Raw genomic sequence first — 16,191 nt, forward strand, 5'->3', positions numbered from 1 at the left:
GGGGCGCAGGAAAAGGGCCTGACCGCCGGTGGGAGATTGCCGGACGGCAGGAAGCGGCCAAGCCGATTTCCTGCATTGCGCATTCCCTTGCCATCGTCCCGTTCATTCAAACGGTCGACTTAGAGCGATTCTGCCGCGTCGATTCCCAGCCGGCAATGGCAGGATTGCGCAAAAGCGGCCTAATGCTGTCCGCCCTTGTCCTGTTCCAGGGTCTCGATGAAGGCGATCTGCAGCCGCGAATGGACGCGGATGAACCAGCGCCACAGCACCGCGATCACCACCACCGCGACCAGGCCGATCAGCAGCAACAGCTCGCCGCGCGGAAGGATGCTGCTGCTCAGGGCCGCCAGCAGTACCAGGATGCCGGCCAGCGACAGCAGCGGGATCAACTCGCTGACCAGTCGCCGCACCGGCTGCGTATAGCGCCCGGCCTGGTTCTGCCTGACGCTGAGTTCGGCCATCAGCATGGCCAGGGCCTTGAGCTTGCGATAGGCGGCGATCAGGCAGGGCAGCGACAGCAGCAGCGCGCCACCCCAGATGCAGGCCTTCTGCAGATCGGGATCGGCGATCCAGGTGCTGAGCCAGCCCGCCAGGCCGCCGGCGAAATAGGCCCCGCCCAGGAAGATGGCGATGACCAGCGACAGGTTGATGCCGACCTGCAGCAGGATGCGCCTCATCATGCCGGCCAGGACCGCCTTCTCGCCCTGGGGCTGGATGCTGCGCAGCCATTCGCCATAGATGCCCAGCACGCGCTGCAGGGGCTGCGGCAGCCAGCGGCCGATCCACAGCGCCAGCGGATCGGCCGCTCTGATCAGATAGGGGGTGAGCAGCGTGGTGACCGCCGACACGGCCACCGCCACCGGATAGAGGAAATGGCTGGTGACGCCAAGGGTGATCCCCAGGGTGGCGATGATGAAGGAGAACTCGCCGATCTGCGCCAGACCCATGCCTACCCGCAGCGAAGTCCGGCCGTCGTTGCCGGCGATCAGGGTCCCCAGGCTGCAGGCGAGGATCTTGCCCAGGACCACGGCGACGCTGATCACGGTTATCGGCCAGGCGTATTCCACCAGCACCTTGGGATCGAGCAGCAGGCCGATGGCGACGAAGAAGATGGCGCTGAACATGTCGCGCAGCGGCTCCACCAGCTTTTCGATCTGCAGCAGCTGGCGCGACTCGGCCATGATGGCGCCGATCAGGAAGGCCCCCAGCACCACGCTGTACTCCAGCTTGGCCACCAGCAGGCAGAAGCCGAAGCAAAGTCCCAGCACCGTGATCAGCAGCATTTCGTTGCTTTCGAAGGTGGCCACGTAGGCCAGCAGGCGCGGCACCAGCAGGATGCCGATGACCAGAGCCACGATCATGAACAGACTCAGCTTGCCCAGGGTCGAGGCCACCGCGCCCGGCTCCACCGAGCCGCTCACCGCCAGGCCCGACAGCAGGGCGATGATGCCGATGCCGAGGATGTCCTCGACGATCAGCACGCCAAAGATCTGCTGGGCGAAGCGCTCGTGCTTCATCTTCAGCTCGTTGAGCGCCTTGACGATAATAGTGGTCGAGGAGATGGCCAGGATGGCACCGAGGAACAGCGAATCCATATGCGACCAGCCGAACATCTGCCCTACCTGGTAACCCAGCCAGAGCATCAGGCTGATCTCGAGGAAGGCGGCGATGAAGGCCGTGGCGCCCACCCGGAACAGCTTGCGCAGCGAGAATTCCAGACCGAGGCTGAACATCAGGAAGATGACCCCCACCTCGGCGAGGGTCTTGATGCTTTCTTCATCGTGGATCAGACCGAATGGCGGGGTGTGGGGTCCGATGATGAAGCCGGCGAGGATATAGCCCAGAACCACGGGCTGCTTGAGGCGATGGAAGAGGATGGTCACCACGCCGGCTACCAGCATGATGACGGCCATGTCCTGAATAAAAGCTAGAGCATGCATCGGCCGGGCCCTCCTCTGACGGGCCGGGCACTCTCCCGACACCTGCGCTGACTGGAGACCAAGACTAGCATCTGCAAACTCTTGTGACGGATTTTGCAAAAATCTGTAATAGATTGATGTGCTTGGAAATTTTCAACGGTCCCAGGCACTTGGTGCCCTGCTTCCAGGGAACGCCGACAGGGCAAAATACCGAAACAATTCACGCTGGCTGTACTTGACCGGGCAGCGCAAGATGTATCCAACACCAGACTCTTCACAGAGAGAACACCACATGCAACGCCTGATGAGCATCTTCATGATCCTGTGCCTGGGCCTCACGCTCAGCCTGGATGCCAATGCCAAACGCATGGGCGCCGGCAAGTCCGCTGGCGCCGCGCCCATCCACCAGACCCGCCAGGCCGCGCCGACCCAGCAGCCGGGCATGGCCGCTCCTGCCGCCGGTGCTGGCGCCGCCGCCGCCGCCCGTCCCAGTGGCGCCTCGCGCTGGCTCGGCCCGCTGGCCGGTATTGCCGCCGGTGGTCTGCTGGCCTCCATGTTCATGGGTGACGGCTTCGAAGGCTTCCAGTTCTTCGACTTCCTGATCCTGGCCCTCATCGCCTTCGTGATCTTCCGCCTGATTGCCCGTCGCAAGCAGCAGGCCGGTCCGCAGCCCGCCGTGGCTGGTCATGCACCCATGCAGCGCGAGATGCCCAACCAGCCCAGCAATGGCGGTCTGTTCGGGGGTGCTGCTGCCGGTGCCGCGCCGGTGATTAACGCCCCGAGCTGGTTCAATGCCGAGCGCTTCGTGGCAGCCGGTCGTGATCACTTCATGAGCCTGCAGCAGCACTGGGACGCCAACGAGATGGACAAGATCTCCGAGTTCGTCACCCCACAGATGCTGCAGTGGCTGCGTGACGAGCGCGCTGCGCTGGGCGAAGGCTTCCAGTCCACCTACATCGAGAACCTGAACGCTACCCTGGACGGTGTCGAGGATCTACAAGGCAAGACCATCGCCACCATCACCTTCAACGGTGTATCCAAGGAATCGCGCTTTGACCAGGGCCAGCCGTTCAGCGAAAGCTGGCGCATGGAGCGCATGGCCGGCGAGAACCAGCCCTGGCTGCTGGCCGGTATCCGCCAGAACGCCTGATAACGGCGCTTCACCGAAAAGCCCGGCTCTACGCCGGGCTTTTTCATGGGCGCCGCCTGCCGAACATCTCTCGAAACCGCTATCAAGTCCGCACGGAAGCTGCCGTTATCCCGGACTGAACTGCTAACCTTGCGCGCCTCTTTTCCCTTTATCTTATCCGGTGCGCATTTCGAGAGAGGCCTGCTATGGAAGACGTCATCGAACGCCTGCGTGAAGAAAACGAACCCGTTCCCGTACCCCTGGAGCTGCCCGACGAAGACCTGCTGGTAGAGATCGAGGAAGAACTGCTCATCAGTCTGCCGCCGGAATTCCGTGAATTCCTGCTGACCGTTAGCGACGTGGTCTATGGCCGTATCGAGCCGGTGACCGTCACCGATCCGCAGTCCCACACCTATCTGCCGGAAGTGGCCGCTACTGCCTGGGACGAAGGCCTGCCGCGGGAGTACATTCCGCTCTGCGCCAGCGACGACGGCTACTACTGCGTCAGCCAGGAAGGCGAGGTACTGTTGTGGGAAGACGGCGACCTGACTGACGAATCCTGGGATTCGGTCTGGATCTGGGCCCGCGACGTCTGGCTGGAAGGCTGACCGGGCCGGTACTGAACGACCCCGCCCGACACGGGTCTGGATAAGGCCATCACTCCGGAGGAAGCGTCATGAGCACTCCCGTCGTCCTGATCACCGGCGCTGCGGGCGGCCTCGGCCGCGCCCTAGCGCAACGCTTCGCCCAGAGTCGCTGGCGCGTTGCCGCCGCCGACCGCGATGCCGAGGGCCTGCATGGGCTGAACGGCATCGTCGGCCTGGATTCCAGCGTGACCGCCGATATCTCCAGCGCCGAGGGCTGCCGCTCCCTGGTCAGCAAGGTCATGGCCCGTACCGGGCGCCTGGATGCCCTGATCAATGCCGCGGGCATTTGGCGCGAAGGCGAGGTGGAGACCTTTACCGAGGACGACTACGACCTGGTGATGGCGGTCAATCTCAAGGCCACCTTTTTCATGTGCTCGGCGGCCATCCCCTTCCTCAAGGAAAATCGCGGCGTCATCATCAATGTCGCCAGCGGCGCCGGGCGTCAGCCCATCGCCGGTGCAGCGGCCTATGGTGCCGCCAAGGCGGCGGTGCGCTTCTTCAGCCAGAATCTGGCGGTGGAGCTGGCGCGCGATGGCGTGCGGGTCAACGCCGTCTCGCCAGGCGACATCGACACCCCCATGCTGGACTTCCAGGCTGCCCACTACGGCAGCGGCGATCCGGCGGGCTATCGTCGCAACCTGCTCAATCGCTATCCGCAGGGCGAAACCGCGCGTTTCATCCAGCCGGAAGAGGTGGCCGAGTTCGTCTATTTCCTCTGTCAGCCCCAGGCGGCAGCCATTTCCGGCGCCGACCTGCCCATCGACTTCGGTCTCTCCGCCGGCCGTTGATGGCTGTGACAGACGGCGCCGCTGCGCCGTCTACAGGATTTCCCCTCGAGGATTCGCCCATGGAAGCCGGCAACCACCAGTTGAGCATGACCATCCTGATGACCCCGGACCTGGCCAACTTTTCCGGCAAGGTCCACGGGGGCGCGCTTCTCAAGTATCTCGACGAAGTGGCCTATGCCTGCGCCAGCCGCTATGCCGGGCGCTACGTGGTCACGCTATCGGTGGACCAGGTGATCTTTCGCGAACCTATCCACGTCGGTGAGTTGGTGACCTTTCTAGCCTCTGTGAACTACACCGGGACCACCTCCATGGAGATCGGCATCAAGGTCATCACCGAGAACATCCAGCAACGCTCGGTACGCCATACCAACAGCTGTTTCTTCACCATGGTCGCCGTGGACGAAGACGGCAAATCCTGCCCGGTTCCCCAACTCGAACCGGCGACGACGGACGAGAAGCGACGCTGTGTGCAGGCCCAGCAGCGCCGGCAGATCCGCCGGGAACTTCAAGAGCGCTATCAGGCGCTCAAGGAAACCTTTTGAGTTTTACCAGTTAGATCGCCGTCGTTCGACGGCATCGGGCTCGGGCAATGCTCGACCATGGCGCGTCCCGTTATCCAGACCTGGAGCGGCCCAGCGAACAGGGACTATGCGACCTGACGACCTAGCGGCGCTGGATCTTGAAGTTGAAGGTCTTGGTCGCCTTGCGCGGCACGATCTGACCACCGGAGACCCGCGGGGCGAAGCGCCACTCGCCCAGCACCTCGAGCACGGCGCGCTCCAGTTGCTTGTTGGAGGCTTCCAGCACCTGGATGTCGGCCAGTCGACCGTCAGCGGTCACGGTGAACATCACCCGCACCTCGCCACCCACACCGCGACGACGGAGCATTTCCGGGTATTCCGGCGGTGTCATCTTGACCGGCCGGATATCGGCGTCGTCGATGCTGCCGGTAGGCAGACCCGCGGTCTTTGGCGGGCCGGACGGCGCCGCGGCCGGCGCCGGCTGACTGGGTGCAGCGGTAGCCGCAGGCGCGGGTGCCGGTGACGGCGCGGCCTGGGCGACGGGCTCCGGAGCAGGCTCGACCTTTTTCGGCAGCGGCTTCTGCTGGCTATGTTCGACCGGCTTGGGCTTCGGCTTGGGTTTGGGCTTTTCCACCACCGGCTTGGGCGGCTCCACCGGCTTCGGTGGTTCCACGGGCTTGGGAGGCTCCGGGGGCGGCGGTTCGGGTTGTGGCGGCGGCGTGGGCGGTGCGGGGGTCGGCGCCGGCGGCTCGGGAACCGGTTTGGGCAACTGGATAAAGCTGACCTGCATGGGCTCATCGCCCTTGGCGATCTTCAACTCCGGCGGCGCCTGGACCACCATGAACAGCGCCGCTGCCATGCTCGCATGCATGATCAGCGACAGCGCCGAGGCGGCACCCCAGCCGCGGCCACGCGGTGGCTGCTCGCCCGGCTCGGCCGCACCGACCGGGGTCAGTACCGGTGTCAGGATCTCTTCATTACGCTCGGGCATGCGGAACGAAAGGATGGTGGCCGAAGGCTCGCTTCGCTCGGCATTGACCCCGGCCACCGGCTCCACGTCGCCGGTCAGGGCGGCCCTGACGGATCCCTGGACGGATTCCACCTCATCGCCGTCGGAACGTGCGGCAATTACGAGAGGTTCAGGCTTGGCAAGCGACGTCGGAGCCATGGGAGCAATACGCAGAGGAAGTAAATTTAATAATCATTATCATTAACTGAACAAATTTGGCAACCTCAAATGTCGCGAATGGTCCCGCGCAGCGCCTTTTCGAGCGCCTCTAGATCCGGCCTCTCCTCTAGGATCAGCTCCAGCCGGTTGTCACGCCGCCATAGCGTCGGTTCCCAGCGACCTTCTCCGGCAAGACCGTTGTAGGCCTGCCAGCCGTCCGCCAGTTGCAGGACCGCCTTCAATCTGAGCAGGCCAGGAAGACCACCCAGCAGGGCCAGCAGCGCCGGCCCATCGAAGCGGTGACTGGAATGCCAGCGCCAACCGACGGCCTGGTGTCCCTCCTGGATATGGCTGAAGCGCAGCGGGCGCCCGGGCAGTAGCAGTGCCTGCGGACTGGCAGTGGCACCAGGCTCGGGCAGCTCGCTGCCAGCCGATAACTCGGCACTTGCCAGGGGCAGTTCGGCCAGGGGGATCCGCCCGCCTTCGGTCCAGTACAGCGGCGTGTCGCCGAGTTGCGCGGGCAGGAGTGTCCGGTCCAGACCGGCGCTCTTGTTGAGCACGACCAGACCGGCCTGCTCCAGCGCCTGTTGCTGGGCCTCCGGCAGTGGCTGGCCTTGCAGCACCTGCCGGGCATCCACTACCCAGATCAGGGGTTGCAGGCTCAGCACCCCGGCCCAGGGCGAGGCCTGGAGTTGCCGATAGAGGCTGGCGGGATGGCCTAGACCGGAGGGCTCGATGAACAGCCGCTGCGGCCGAGCACGTCTCAACAGCCGTGTGAGGGCCACCTGCAGGGGTACGCCCTGGACGCAGCACAGGCAACCACCCGGGACCTCGGCGATACTCAGGCCCTCGTCGTCCGGGGTCATCAGCGCCGCATCGAGTCCGACCTGGCCGAATTCATTGACCAGGATCGCCCACCGTTCATGGGCGGGACGCTGGGCGAACAGCTGGCGGATCAGGGTGGTCTTGCCAGCCCCCAGAGGACCGGCAATCACATGGGTCTTGATATCGGCGAAGCGCATGGCGGGAGGTCGAATGCTAGAGTGGCGATTTGATCGAGGAGAGGAGCTGGAATGTGGCGATCGCTGATCCCGCTGCTGCTGTTGCCGTCACTGGCACTCGCCGATGCCTGCGTGATCCGCAGTCGTCAGGGCAGTGTGGACGTGCAGATCTGCCAGAGCAACATCGATATCCCCGCCCAGCTGTTTCGTGACGGCTTCTGCCAGCCGCAGCTCAAGGGTCAGCAGACCGAGGTGCGCTTCGTCGACCGCTGCCCGGTGGGCGAGATCGGTATCTGCCAGGGTGCGCGCAGCCCGGGTGTGCCCTATCGGCAGGACATCCACTATTACGGCGAGCTCGGCGACGGCCGCTTCCTGGCCGTCGCCTGCAGTCAGCAGAATCAGGGCAGCTGGCGCGTGCCCTGAGGTTCCACGTGGAACCGTTTACTCCACGGTCACCGACTTGGCCAGGTTGCGCGGCTGATCCACGTCGGTGCCCTTGAACACTGCCACGTGATAGGACAGCAACTGCAACGGGATGGTGTAGAGGATCGGCGACAGGGCATCGTGGATGTGCGGCATCGGCACGATCCGCGTGCCCTCGCCTTCCTCGAAAGCGGCGCGCTCGTCGGCGAAGACGATCAGCTGACCACCCCGCGCCCGCACCTCCTGCAGGTTGGACTTGAGCTTTTCCAGCAGCTCGTTGTTGGGCGCCACCGTCACCACCGGCATGTCGGCATCCACCAACGCCAGCGGGCCGTGCTTGAGTTCGCCGGCCGGATAGGCCTCGGCGTGGATATAGGAGATCTCCTTGAGCTTGAGCGCGCCTTCCATCGCCACGGGATATTGCTCGCCCCGCCCCAGGAACAGGGTGTGGTGCTTCTCGGCAAAGGACTCGGCGAGCTTCTCGACGGTCTTGTCCATGGCCAGCGCCTCATCCAGGCGTGCCGGCAGCCGGCGCAGCTCGGCCACCAGCTCGGCTTCGACACCGGTATCCAGGCGTTGCTGGCAGCGTCCCAGACTCAGGGTCAGCAACAGCAGGGAGACCAGTTGGGTGGTGAAGGCCTTGGTCGAGGCCACGCCGATCTCCGGACCGGCCTGGGTCAGGAAGCTCAGCTGGGATTCGCGTACCAGGGAGCTGGTCGCCACGTTGCAGATCGCCAGGCTGCTCAGATAGCCGGATTGCTTGGCCATGCGTAGCGCGGCCAGGGTATCGGCGGTCTCGCCGGACTGGGAGATGGTGACGAACAGGGTATCCGGGCTGACGGCGACGCGGCGATAGCGGAATTCGCTGGCCACCTCCACTTGGCAGGGAATCCCTACGTATTCCTCGATCCAGTAGCGCGCCACCGAACCGGCGTGGAAGCTGGTGCCGCAGGCGACGATCTGCACCTGGCGCACCTTGGCGAACAAGGCGGACGCCGAGGGACCAAAGGCCTCGGGCAGCACCTGCCCATCACCCAGGCGCCCTTCCAGGGTGCGCTGGACCACGCTGGGCTGCTCGTGGATCTCCTTGAGCATGAAGTGGCGATAGGCGCCCTTGTCGGCCGCCTCGCTGCCTTCGTGGTACTGCACCGTCTCGCGCTGGACCGGCACGCCGTTCACGTCCCAGAGGTGGACCTGATCCAGGCGGATCTCGGCCACGTCGCCCTCTTCCAGGTAGACGAAACGGTCGGTCACCTGACGCAGCGCCAGCTGGTCGGAAGCGAGGTAGTTCTCGCCGAGGCCGAGGCCGATCACCAGGGGACTGCCGCTGCGGGTCGCCACCAGGCGATCCGGCTGCTGGCGCCAGACCGCCGCCAGGCCGTAGGCGCCGTGCAGCTCCTTGACCGCTTCCTTGAGCGCCGAGGTCAGGTCGCCGCTGTCCTGCAACTTGAGGTGCAGCAGGTGGACGATGACCTCGGTATCGGTCTGGGAGGTGAAGACATACCCCTGGGCCTTGAGCTGGGCGCGCAGGGCTTCGTGGTTCTCGATGATGCCGTTGTGCACTACCGCCACCTCACCCTGGGAGAAATGCGGGTGGGCATTGGCTTCGGTGGGTGCACCATGGGTCGCCCAGCGGGTGTGGGCGATGCCTAGGCGACCGGCCAGGGGGTCGGCCAGCAACGCCGCTTCTAGCTCGCTGACCTTGCCAATGCGGCGTAGGCGCTGCAGCTCGCCCTGCGCATCCAGCAGCGCCAGGCCGGCACTGTCGTAGCCGCGATATTCGAGGCGCTTGAGACCCTCGACCAGAATGGCGGTGATGTTACGCTCGGCAATGGCGCCGACGATTCCACACATGCTTACCTCCCGTTGCCGTCTTATCCACAGCGACCCGGCAGGGCCGCCTGTGGATGACCTGATTGTCTAGTTTTCCACAGGGGCGCAGACCACCTGCACCCCCCGGGTTTCGATCGCCCGGGCTGCCTCGGCGGGCAGGCGCTCATCGGTGATGAGCACGTCTACCCTTTCCCAAGGTAGTTCCAGATTGGGAATTCGCCTGCCCAGCTTGCTCGCTTCAGCCATGACCACCACCTCGCGTGCCACCTCCGCCATCACTCGTGACAGCGACAGATGCTCGTTGAAGGTGGTGGTGCCGCGCTCTGGATCGAGGCCGTCGGCGCCGATGAACAGCTGGTCGAAGTCGTAGGATCTGAGAACCTGCTCGGCGACCTGGCCCTGGAAGGATTCCGAATGCGGATCCCAGGTGCCGCCGGTCATCAGCAGCATGGGTTCCTGCTCCAGCTCGCGCAGTGCCATGGCCACCTGCAGGGAATTGGTCATGACCACCAGCCCGGGGCGGCGATCGAGCTGGGGAATCAGCGCCGCCGTGGTGCTGCCGCAGTCGATGATGATCCGTGCATGTTCGCGCAGGCGCTGGGCCGCGGCTCGGGCGATGGCCTGCTTGAAGGGCGACGCCTGAGGCGGTGCCTCGGCCAGCAGTTCCTGGGGCATGGCCACCGCGCCGCCGTAGCGACGCAGGAGCAGGCCATTGCGCTCGAGGGCGGCCAGGTCTTTGCGGATGGTGACCTCGGAGGTCTCCAGCTGACGGGCCAGCCCGTCCACGCTGACCTCGCCCTGCTCCTGGAGCTGGGCGAGGATTGCATGACGGCGCTGCGCGGTATTGCGACGAGTCATAAATTTCGATTCGAAAGATAATGGATCGAATCAAAACCTAATAGCAGGCGGCCGTCAAGTCTTGGGGGTCTTCTTCGGTCGCTGCCAGCCGGTCTTGTTGACCTGGCGTGCACGGCCCAGTGCCAAGGTATCCTCTGGTACATCCGCAGTGATGACCGAACCTGCAGCGGTAGTCGCCCTCGCACCCAGGGCAACAGGCGCCACCAGCGAACTGTTGGACCCCACGAAGACGTCCGCGCCGATTTCGGTTCGAAACTTGTTGGCCCCGTCATAGTTGCAGGTAATGGTACCCGCGCCTATGTTACTGCCTGGACCGATGCTGGCATCACCCAGGTAGGTGAGGTGACCGGCCTTGGCGCCATCCTGCAGATGAGCGTTCTTCAGCTCGACGAAGTTACCCACATGGGCCTTGCTGCCCAGTTCGCTGCCGGGTCGCAGGCGAGCGAAGGGACCGACGTCGGCACCCTCCCCTACCACGGCACCATCCAGATGACTGTTGGCCTTGATGATGGCGCCGCGCTTGAGCACGCTGTCCTTGATCACGCAATTCGGGCCGATGCTCACGCCATCTTCCAGCACTACCCGACCTTCGAGGATGACGTTGACGTCGATGGAGACGTCGCGGCCGGCCTCTACCTGCCCGCGCTGATCGAAGCGCAGGGGGTCCAGCAGGGTCACGCCCTGCAGCATCAGGCGCTCGGCGGCGCGTTGCTGGAAGTGCCGCTCCAGCTGGGCCAGTTGCCGGCGATCGTTGGCGCCCTGGACTTCCATGGCATCCGCCGGCTGGCTGGTGGCGATGGTCAGGCCGTCCGCCACCGCCAGGGCAATGACGTCGGTCAGGTAATACTCGCCCTGGGCATTGCTGTTGGACAGGCGGCCCAGCCAATCCGCCAGTCGCCGACCAGGTACCGCGAGGATGCCGGTATTGCCTTCGCGAATGGCGCGCTGGACGTCGCTGGCGTCCTTGTGCTCGACGATGGTGGTGACCCGCCCCTGCTCATCGCGCAGGATGCGACCATAGCCGGTGGGATCGTCCAGCTCCACGGTCAGCAGCGCCAGGTGACCGTCATCCCCCTGCTGCAGCAGGCGTTGCAGGGTCTCGGTCTGGATCAGGGGGACATCGCCATAGAGGATCAGCACCCGCTCCGCCGTCAGCGCCGGCGCCGCCTGGGCCACGGCATGCCCGGTGCCGAGCTGCTCGGCCTGGACCACGAAGCTCACGTCGTCGGCGGCCAGCTGGCTGCGGACCTGGTCGGCGCCATGCCCGATGACGACGTGAATGCCGGCTGGCTGCAATTCACGGGCGCGGTCGAGGACATGCCCCAGCATGCTGCGACCGGCCACGGGATGCAGCACCTTGGGTAGAGCGGATCTCATGCGGGTGCCCTGGCCAGCAGCCAGGATGACGATTTCCAGGGACATCGGAACCTCGGAGACAGGAAGAAGAGTGGAGCCGGCGACCGAAGGCGAAAGGCGCGTTTCGAGTCCGACCACGCGAAATTTCTCGCCCACTTTTCGGGCGACAAAAGAAAAGGGTAGCCGAAGCTACCCTTGTCGTTACAGCCTGACCTTGCGCTTAGCGCTTGGCCTGCCGCTTGAGCTGCTGAATGGTGCGCAGCTGGGCAGCGGCTTCGGCGAGCTGAGTGGCGGCAGCGGTGTAGTCGAACTCCGTGCCCTTGTCGCTCAGGGCTGCCTCGGCGCGCTGCTTGGCTTCCAGAGCGGCAGCTTCATCGATGTCACCGGCGCGGCTGGCGGTATCGGCCAGCACTTCGACGACATTCGGCTGCACTTCCAGGAAACCACCGGAGATGTAGAACACCTCCTCGACGCCCCCCGCCTTGACCAGGCGGATGGGGCCCGGTTTCAGATCGGTGAGCAGCGGCGCATGGCCCGGGGCGATACCCAGATCACCCAGGTGGCCGTGGGCGATGATCATCTCCACCGCGCCGGAGAAGATTTCCCCTTCCGCGCTGACGATGTCGCATTGGACTGTCTTGGCCATAGCGTGCCTCTAAGAGCGCCCGTCGCCGGGCGCGGCAGTTACAGTTTCTTGGCTTTCTCGATGGCTTCGTCGATGCCGCCGACCATGTAGAACGCCTGCTCGGGCAGGTGATCGTAGTCGCCACGCAGGATCCCGGAGAAGCCGGCGATGGTGTCCTTGAGGGACACGTACTTGCCGGGCGAACCGGTGAAGACCTCGGCCACGAAGAACGGCTGGGACAGGAAGCGCTGGATCTTACGAGCACGGGATACCAGCTGCTTGTCGGACTCGGACAGTTCGTCCATGCCCAGGATCGCGATGATGTCCTTCAGCTCCTTGTAGCGCTGCAGCACGTACTGGACGCCGCGAGCGGTGTCGTAGTGCTCCTGGCCGATCACGTTCGGGTCCAGCTGGCGCGAGGTGGAATCCAGGGGATCGACCGCCGGGTAGATACCCAGGGAGGCGATGTCACGGGACAGAACCACGGTGGCGTCCAGGTGGGCGAAGGTGGTCGCCGGGGACGGGTCGGTCAAGTCATCCGCAGGGACGTAAACGGCCTGGACGGAGGTGATCGAACCCAGCTTGGTGGAGGTGATGCGCTCCTGCAGGACACCCATCTCCTCGGCCAGGGTCGGCTGGTAGCCCACCGCGGACGGCATACGACCCAGCAGCGCGGACACTTCGGTGCCGGCCAGGGTGTAGCGGTAGATGTTGTCGACAAACAGCAGGACGTCACGGCCTTCGTCACGGAATTTCTCGGCCATGGTCAGACCGGTCAGGGCCACGCGCAGACGGTTGCCCGGCGGCTCGTTCATCTGGCCATAGACCAGGGCGACCTTGTCCAGAACGTTGGAGTCCTTCATCTCGTGGTAGAAGTCGTTCCCTTCACGGGTACGCTCGCCCACGCCGGCGAACACGGAATAACCGCTGTGCTCGATGGCGATGTTACGGATGAGTTCCATCATGTTGACGGTCTTGCCCACGCCGGCGCCGCCGAACAGGCCGACCTTGCCGCCCTTGGCGAAGGGGCAGACCAGGTCGATGACCTTGATGCCGGTTTCCAGCAGATCGTTACCACCGGCCTGCTCCGCGTAGGACGGGGCCTTGCGGTGGATTTCCCAGCGCTCTTCCTCGCCGATGGGGCCGGCTTCGTCGATGGGGTTGCCCAGCACGTCCATGATGCGGCCGAGGGTCTTGACGCCGACCGGGACCTTGATGGCCTCGCCGGTGTTGCCCACGTTCAGGCCGCGCTTGAGGCCTTCGGTGCTACCCATGGCGATGGTCCGGACCACGCCGTCGCCCAGCTGCTGCTGGACTTCCAGGGTGGTTTCGGCACCCTGCACCTTGAGGGCGTCATAGACGCGCGGTACCGCGTCGCGCGGGAATTCCACGTCGATCACGGCGCCGATGATTTGTACGATACGTCCGCTACTCATTTCGCGTTCCTCGAATGTTTAAGCTGTCCGTCAGACCGCGGCGGCGCCGCCGACGATTTCCGAAATTTCTTGGGTGATCGCAGCCTGGCGAGCCTTGTTGTAGACCAGCTGCAGGTCCTTGATGAGATCGCCGGCGTTGTCGGTGGCGTTCTTCATCGCGATCATCCGCGCGGCCTGTTCACTGGCAGCGTTCTCGACCACGGCCTGGTACACCTGGGATTCCACGTAGCGCACCAGCAGACCGTCGAGCAAGGTCTTGGCGTCGGGCTCGTAGAGGTAGTCCCAGTGCTTGCCCTGCAGCTCACCGCCCTCGCCCGGCACCAGGGGCACCAACTGCTGGATGGTCGGCTTCTGGGTCATGGTGTTGACGAAGACGTTGGACACCACGTACAGACGGTCGATACGGCCGTTCAGGTAGGCATCCAGCATCACCTTGATGCTGCCGATCAGATCGCCGATCGCCGGGGCTTCGCCGAGGTGGCTGATGGCCGCGACCACGTTGCCGCCGAAGCTACGGAAGAAGGAGGCACCCTTGGCCCCGATCACCGCCAGATCGATTTCCACACCCTTGCCGCGCTGGTCGCTCATGTCGCGAACCAGAGCCTTGAACAGGTTGGTGTTCAGACCACCGGCCAGACCCCGATCGGAGCTGACCACGATGTAGCCGACGCGCTTGACCTCGCGTTCCACCATGAAGGCATGGCGGTACTCGGGGTTGGCGTTGGCCAGGTGGCCGATCACAGCGCGGATGCGCTCGGCATAAGGCTTGCTGGCAGCCATGCGGGCCTGAGCCTTACGCATCTTGCTGACCGCAACCTTTTCCATGGCGCTGGTGATCTTCTGTGTGCTTTTGATGCTCGCGATCTTGCCGCGAATCTCTTTTGCGCCTGCCATGTGACACCTATCGGGTTGGCAAACGGGGGCTGGCGCCCCCGTCGCGGCTTACCAGGTTTGCGTGGCCTTGAACTTCTCGATTCCCGCCTTGATGCCGGCGTCGATCTCGTCGTTGAAGTCGCCCTTCACGTTGATCTTGGCCATCAGGTCGGCGTGATCACGGTTGAAGTAGGCGATCAGGGCCTGCTCGAAGCTACCGATCTTGTCCAGGGACACATCGCTCAGGAAACCACGCTCGGCGGCGTACAGGCTCAGGGACATCTCGGCGATGGACATGGGCGCGTACTGCTTCTGCTTCATCAGCTCGGTGACGCGCTGACCATGCTCGAGCTGCTTGCGGGTGGCTTCGTCCAGGTCCGAGGCGAACTGGGCGAAGGCCGCCAGTTCACGGTACTGGGCCAGCGCGGTACGGATACCGCCGGACAGCTTCTTGATGATCTTGGTCTGGGCCGCACCACCCACACGGGATACCGAGACACCGGCGTTGACCGCCGGGCGGATGCCCGAGTTGAACAGGCCGGCTTCCAGGAAGATCTGGCCGTCGGTGATGGAGATCACGTTGGTCGGAACGAAGGCGGACACGTCGCCGGCCTGGGTCTCGATGATCGGCAGCGCGGTCAGCGAGCCGGTCTTGCCGGTCACGGCACCGTTGGTGAACTTCTCGACGTAGTCGGCGGAGACGCGGGAAGCGCGCTCGAGCAGACGGCTGTGGAGATAGAACACGTCGCCGGGATAGGCTTCACGGCCCGGCGGACGACGCAGCAGCAGGGAGATCTGGCGATAGGCCACGGCCTGCTTGGACAGATCGTCATAGACGATCAGGGCGTCTTCACCGCGGTCGCGGAAGTATTCGCCCATGGTGCAACCCGAGTAGGGCGCGAGGAACTGCAGGGCCGCCGATTCGGACGCACTGGCCGCCACCACGATGGTGTTGTGCAGAGCGCCGTTCTCTTCCAGCTTGCGCACCACGTTGGCGATGGTCGACTGCTTCTGACCAATGGCGACGTAGACGCAGCGGATGCCGCTGTTCTTCTGGTTGATGATGGCATCGATCGCCATGGCGGTCTTGCCGATCTGACGGTCACCGATGATCAGCTCACGCTGACCGCGGCCTACCGGGATCATGGCATCGACGGCCTTGTAGCCGGTCTGCACCGGCTGGTCGACCGACTGACGCCAGATCACGCCCGGTGCGACCTTCTCGACGGCGTCGGTGGCGCTGGCGTTCAGCGGACCCTTGCCATCGATGGGGTTGCCCAGGGCGTCGACGACGCGGCCCAGCAGTTCCGGACCAACCGGGACTTCCAGGATGCGGCCGGTGCACTTGGCGCTCATGCCTTCGGCCAGACCCAGGTAGCTACCCAGGACCACGGCGCCGACGGAGTCCTGCTCCAGGTTCAGCGCCATGCCGTAGATGCCGCCGGGGAATTCGATCATTTCGCCGTACATGACGTCGGCCAGACCGAAGATCCGCACGATACCGTCAGACACGCTGACGATGGTGCCTTCGTTGCGGGCTTGCGAGGTCACGTCGAGCTTGTCGATGCGACCCTTGATGATTTCACTAATTTCGGAAGGATTGAGTTGCTGCAT

15 protein-coding genes are annotated in these 16,191 nt (G+C 64.5%); 5 read left to right on the forward strand and 10 right to left on the reverse strand.

The genetic code is table 11. The features are described 5' to 3' along the window. Positions 1-179: 179 nt before the first annotated feature. Complete coding sequence (locus AABM56_RS22970) at positions 180-1,940, reverse strand: cation:proton antiporter (RefSeq protein WP_133860204.1); 1,761 nt, start codon at positions 1,938-1,940, stop codon at positions 180-182. A 271-nt stretch (positions 1,941-2,211) separates the two neighbouring features. On the opposite strand from AABM56_RS22970, the gene AABM56_RS22975 reads away from it, so the two are divergent. The 4 genes from AABM56_RS22975 to AABM56_RS22990 all read left to right on the forward strand — a co-directional run bounded on the left by AABM56_RS22975 (position 2,212) and on the right by AABM56_RS22990 (position 5,025). Continuing rightward, on the forward strand, positions 2,212-3,069 hold the full coding sequence (locus AABM56_RS22975; protein ID WP_263258561.1) for a Tim44 domain-containing protein: 858 nt from the start codon (positions 2,212-2,214) through the stop codon (positions 3,067-3,069). A 185-nt stretch (positions 3,070-3,254) separates the two neighbouring features. Continuing rightward, on the forward strand, positions 3,255-3,656 hold the full coding sequence (locus tag AABM56_RS22980) for an SMI1/KNR4 family protein (RefSeq protein WP_133860206.1): 402 nt from the start codon (positions 3,255-3,257) through the stop codon (positions 3,654-3,656). A 68-nt stretch (positions 3,657-3,724) separates the two neighbouring features. Continuing rightward, on the forward strand, positions 3,725-4,483 hold the full coding sequence (locus tag AABM56_RS22985) for an SDR family NAD(P)-dependent oxidoreductase (RefSeq protein WP_027598710.1): 759 nt from the start codon (positions 3,725-3,727) through the stop codon (positions 4,481-4,483). A gap of 59 nt (positions 4,484-4,542) precedes the next feature. Continuing rightward, complete coding sequence (locus tag AABM56_RS22990) at positions 4,543-5,025, forward strand: acyl-CoA thioesterase (protein ID WP_133860207.1); 483 nt, start codon at positions 4,543-4,545, stop codon at positions 5,023-5,025. A gap of 121 nt (positions 5,026-5,146) precedes the next feature. On the opposite strand, the gene AABM56_RS22995 is transcribed toward AABM56_RS22990, so the two are convergent. Next, a complete protein-coding gene (locus tag AABM56_RS22995) occupies positions 5,147-6,106 on the reverse strand; it encodes a TonB family protein (protein ID WP_347883773.1) in 960 nt (319 codons plus the stop codon). A gap of 131 nt (positions 6,107-6,237) precedes the next feature. Then, complete coding sequence (locus tag AABM56_RS23000; RefSeq protein ID WP_133860209.1) at positions 6,238-7,194, reverse strand: GTP-binding protein; 957 nt, start codon at positions 7,192-7,194, stop codon at positions 6,238-6,240. Between the two features lie 51 nt (positions 7,195-7,245). Here AABM56_RS23000 and AABM56_RS23005 point away from each other — a divergent pair, with 51 nt between their 5' ends. After that, positions 7,246-7,596, forward strand: a complete 351-nt coding sequence (locus AABM56_RS23005; protein ID WP_133860210.1) for an NADH:ubiquinone oxidoreductase — start codon at positions 7,246-7,248, stop codon at positions 7,594-7,596. Positions 7,597-7,614: 18 nt separating this feature from the next. Here the strand turns inward: AABM56_RS23005 and glmS are convergent, their stop codons facing one another. The 7 genes from glmS to atpA all read right to left on the reverse strand — a co-directional run bounded on the left by glmS (position 7,615) and on the right by atpA (position 16,191). Then, positions 7,615-9,450, reverse strand: coding sequence for a glutamine--fructose-6-phosphate transaminase (isomerizing) (gene glmS, locus AABM56_RS23010; protein WP_133860211.1), 1,836 nt, complete (start codon positions 9,448-9,450; stop codon positions 7,615-7,617). Positions 9,451-9,516: 66 nt separating this feature from the next. Further along, positions 9,517-10,287 (reverse strand): DeoR/GlpR family DNA-binding transcription regulator, encoded by a 771-nt coding sequence (locus AABM56_RS23015; RefSeq protein ID WP_133860212.1) that lies wholly within the window; start codon positions 10,285-10,287, stop codon positions 9,517-9,519. Positions 10,288-10,341: 54 nt separating this feature from the next. Then, the gene (gene glmU, locus AABM56_RS23020) at positions 10,342-11,709 is read right to left on the reverse strand and encodes a bifunctional UDP-N-acetylglucosamine diphosphorylase/glucosamine-1-phosphate N-acetyltransferase GlmU (RefSeq protein ID WP_347883774.1); all 1,368 of its coding nucleotides are present in this window, start codon (positions 11,707-11,709) and stop codon (positions 10,342-10,344) included. 154 nt (positions 11,710-11,863) lie between these two features. Beyond that, on the reverse strand, positions 11,864-12,289 hold the full coding sequence (locus tag AABM56_RS23025) for a F0F1 ATP synthase subunit epsilon (protein ID WP_133860214.1): 426 nt from the start codon (positions 12,287-12,289) through the stop codon (positions 11,864-11,866). A 38-nt stretch (positions 12,290-12,327) separates the two neighbouring features. Beyond that, on the reverse strand, positions 12,328-13,704 hold the full coding sequence (gene atpD / locus AABM56_RS23030; RefSeq protein WP_059228664.1) for a F0F1 ATP synthase subunit beta: 1,377 nt from the start codon (positions 13,702-13,704) through the stop codon (positions 12,328-12,330). 30 nt (positions 13,705-13,734) lie between these two features. Further along, positions 13,735-14,598, reverse strand: a complete 864-nt coding sequence (atpG, locus tag AABM56_RS23035) for a F0F1 ATP synthase subunit gamma (protein ID WP_133860215.1) — start codon at positions 14,596-14,598, stop codon at positions 13,735-13,737. A 48-nt stretch (positions 14,599-14,646) separates the two neighbouring features. Continuing rightward, positions 14,647-16,191, reverse strand: coding sequence for a F0F1 ATP synthase subunit alpha (gene atpA / locus AABM56_RS23040; protein WP_017641467.1), 1,545 nt, complete (start codon positions 16,189-16,191; stop codon positions 14,647-14,649).

Origin of the sequence: Pseudomonas aestiva, assembly GCF_039908605.1 — a bacterium.
GTDB classification, from domain to species: domain Bacteria; phylum Pseudomonadota; class Gammaproteobacteria; order Pseudomonadales; family Pseudomonadaceae; genus Chryseomonas; species Chryseomonas aestiva.

Bases quoted from the DNA above. Each gene is read 5' to 3' on its own strand.
- atpA (WP_017641467.1), bottom strand. From the start codon at position 16,191: ATGCAGCAACTCAATCCTTCCGAAATTAGTGAAATCATCAAGGGTCGC.
- AABM56_RS23015 (WP_133860212.1), bottom strand. From the start codon at position 10,287: ATGACTCGTCGCAATACCGCGCAGCGCCGTCATGCAATCCTCGCCCAG.
- AABM56_RS22975 (WP_263258561.1), top strand. From the start codon at position 2,212: ATGCAACGCCTGATGAGCATCTTCATGATCCTGTGCCTGGGCCTCACG.
- atpG (WP_133860215.1), bottom strand. From the start codon at position 14,598: ATGGCAGGCGCAAAAGAGATTCGCGGCAAGATCGCGAGCATCAAAAGC.
- AABM56_RS23000 (WP_133860209.1), bottom strand. From the start codon at position 7,194: ATGCGCTTCGCCGATATCAAGACCCATGTGATTGCCGGTCCTCTGGGG.
- AABM56_RS22980 (WP_133860206.1), top strand. From the start codon at position 3,255: ATGGAAGACGTCATCGAACGCCTGCGTGAAGAAAACGAACCCGTTCCC.
- glmU (WP_347883774.1), bottom strand. From the start codon at position 11,709: ATGTCCCTGGAAATCGTCATCCTGGCTGCTGGCCAGGGCACCCGCATG.
- AABM56_RS22990 (WP_133860207.1), top strand. From the start codon at position 4,543: ATGGAAGCCGGCAACCACCAGTTGAGCATGACCATCCTGATGACCCCG.
- AABM56_RS23025 (WP_133860214.1), bottom strand. From the start codon at position 12,289: ATGGCCAAGACAGTCCAATGCGACATCGTCAGCGCGGAAGGGGAAATC.
- AABM56_RS22970 (WP_133860204.1), bottom strand. From the start codon at position 1,940: ATGCATGCTCTAGCTTTTATTCAGGACATGGCCGTCATCATGCTGGTA.
- atpD (WP_059228664.1), bottom strand. From the start codon at position 13,704: ATGAGTAGCGGACGTATCGTACAAATCATCGGCGCCGTGATCGACGTG.
- glmS (WP_133860211.1), bottom strand. From the start codon at position 9,450: ATGTGTGGAATCGTCGGCGCCATTGCCGAGCGTAACATCACCGCCATT.
- AABM56_RS22985 (WP_027598710.1), top strand. From the start codon at position 3,725: ATGAGCACTCCCGTCGTCCTGATCACCGGCGCTGCGGGCGGCCTCGGC.
- AABM56_RS23005 (WP_133860210.1), top strand. From the start codon at position 7,246: ATGTGGCGATCGCTGATCCCGCTGCTGCTGTTGCCGTCACTGGCACTC.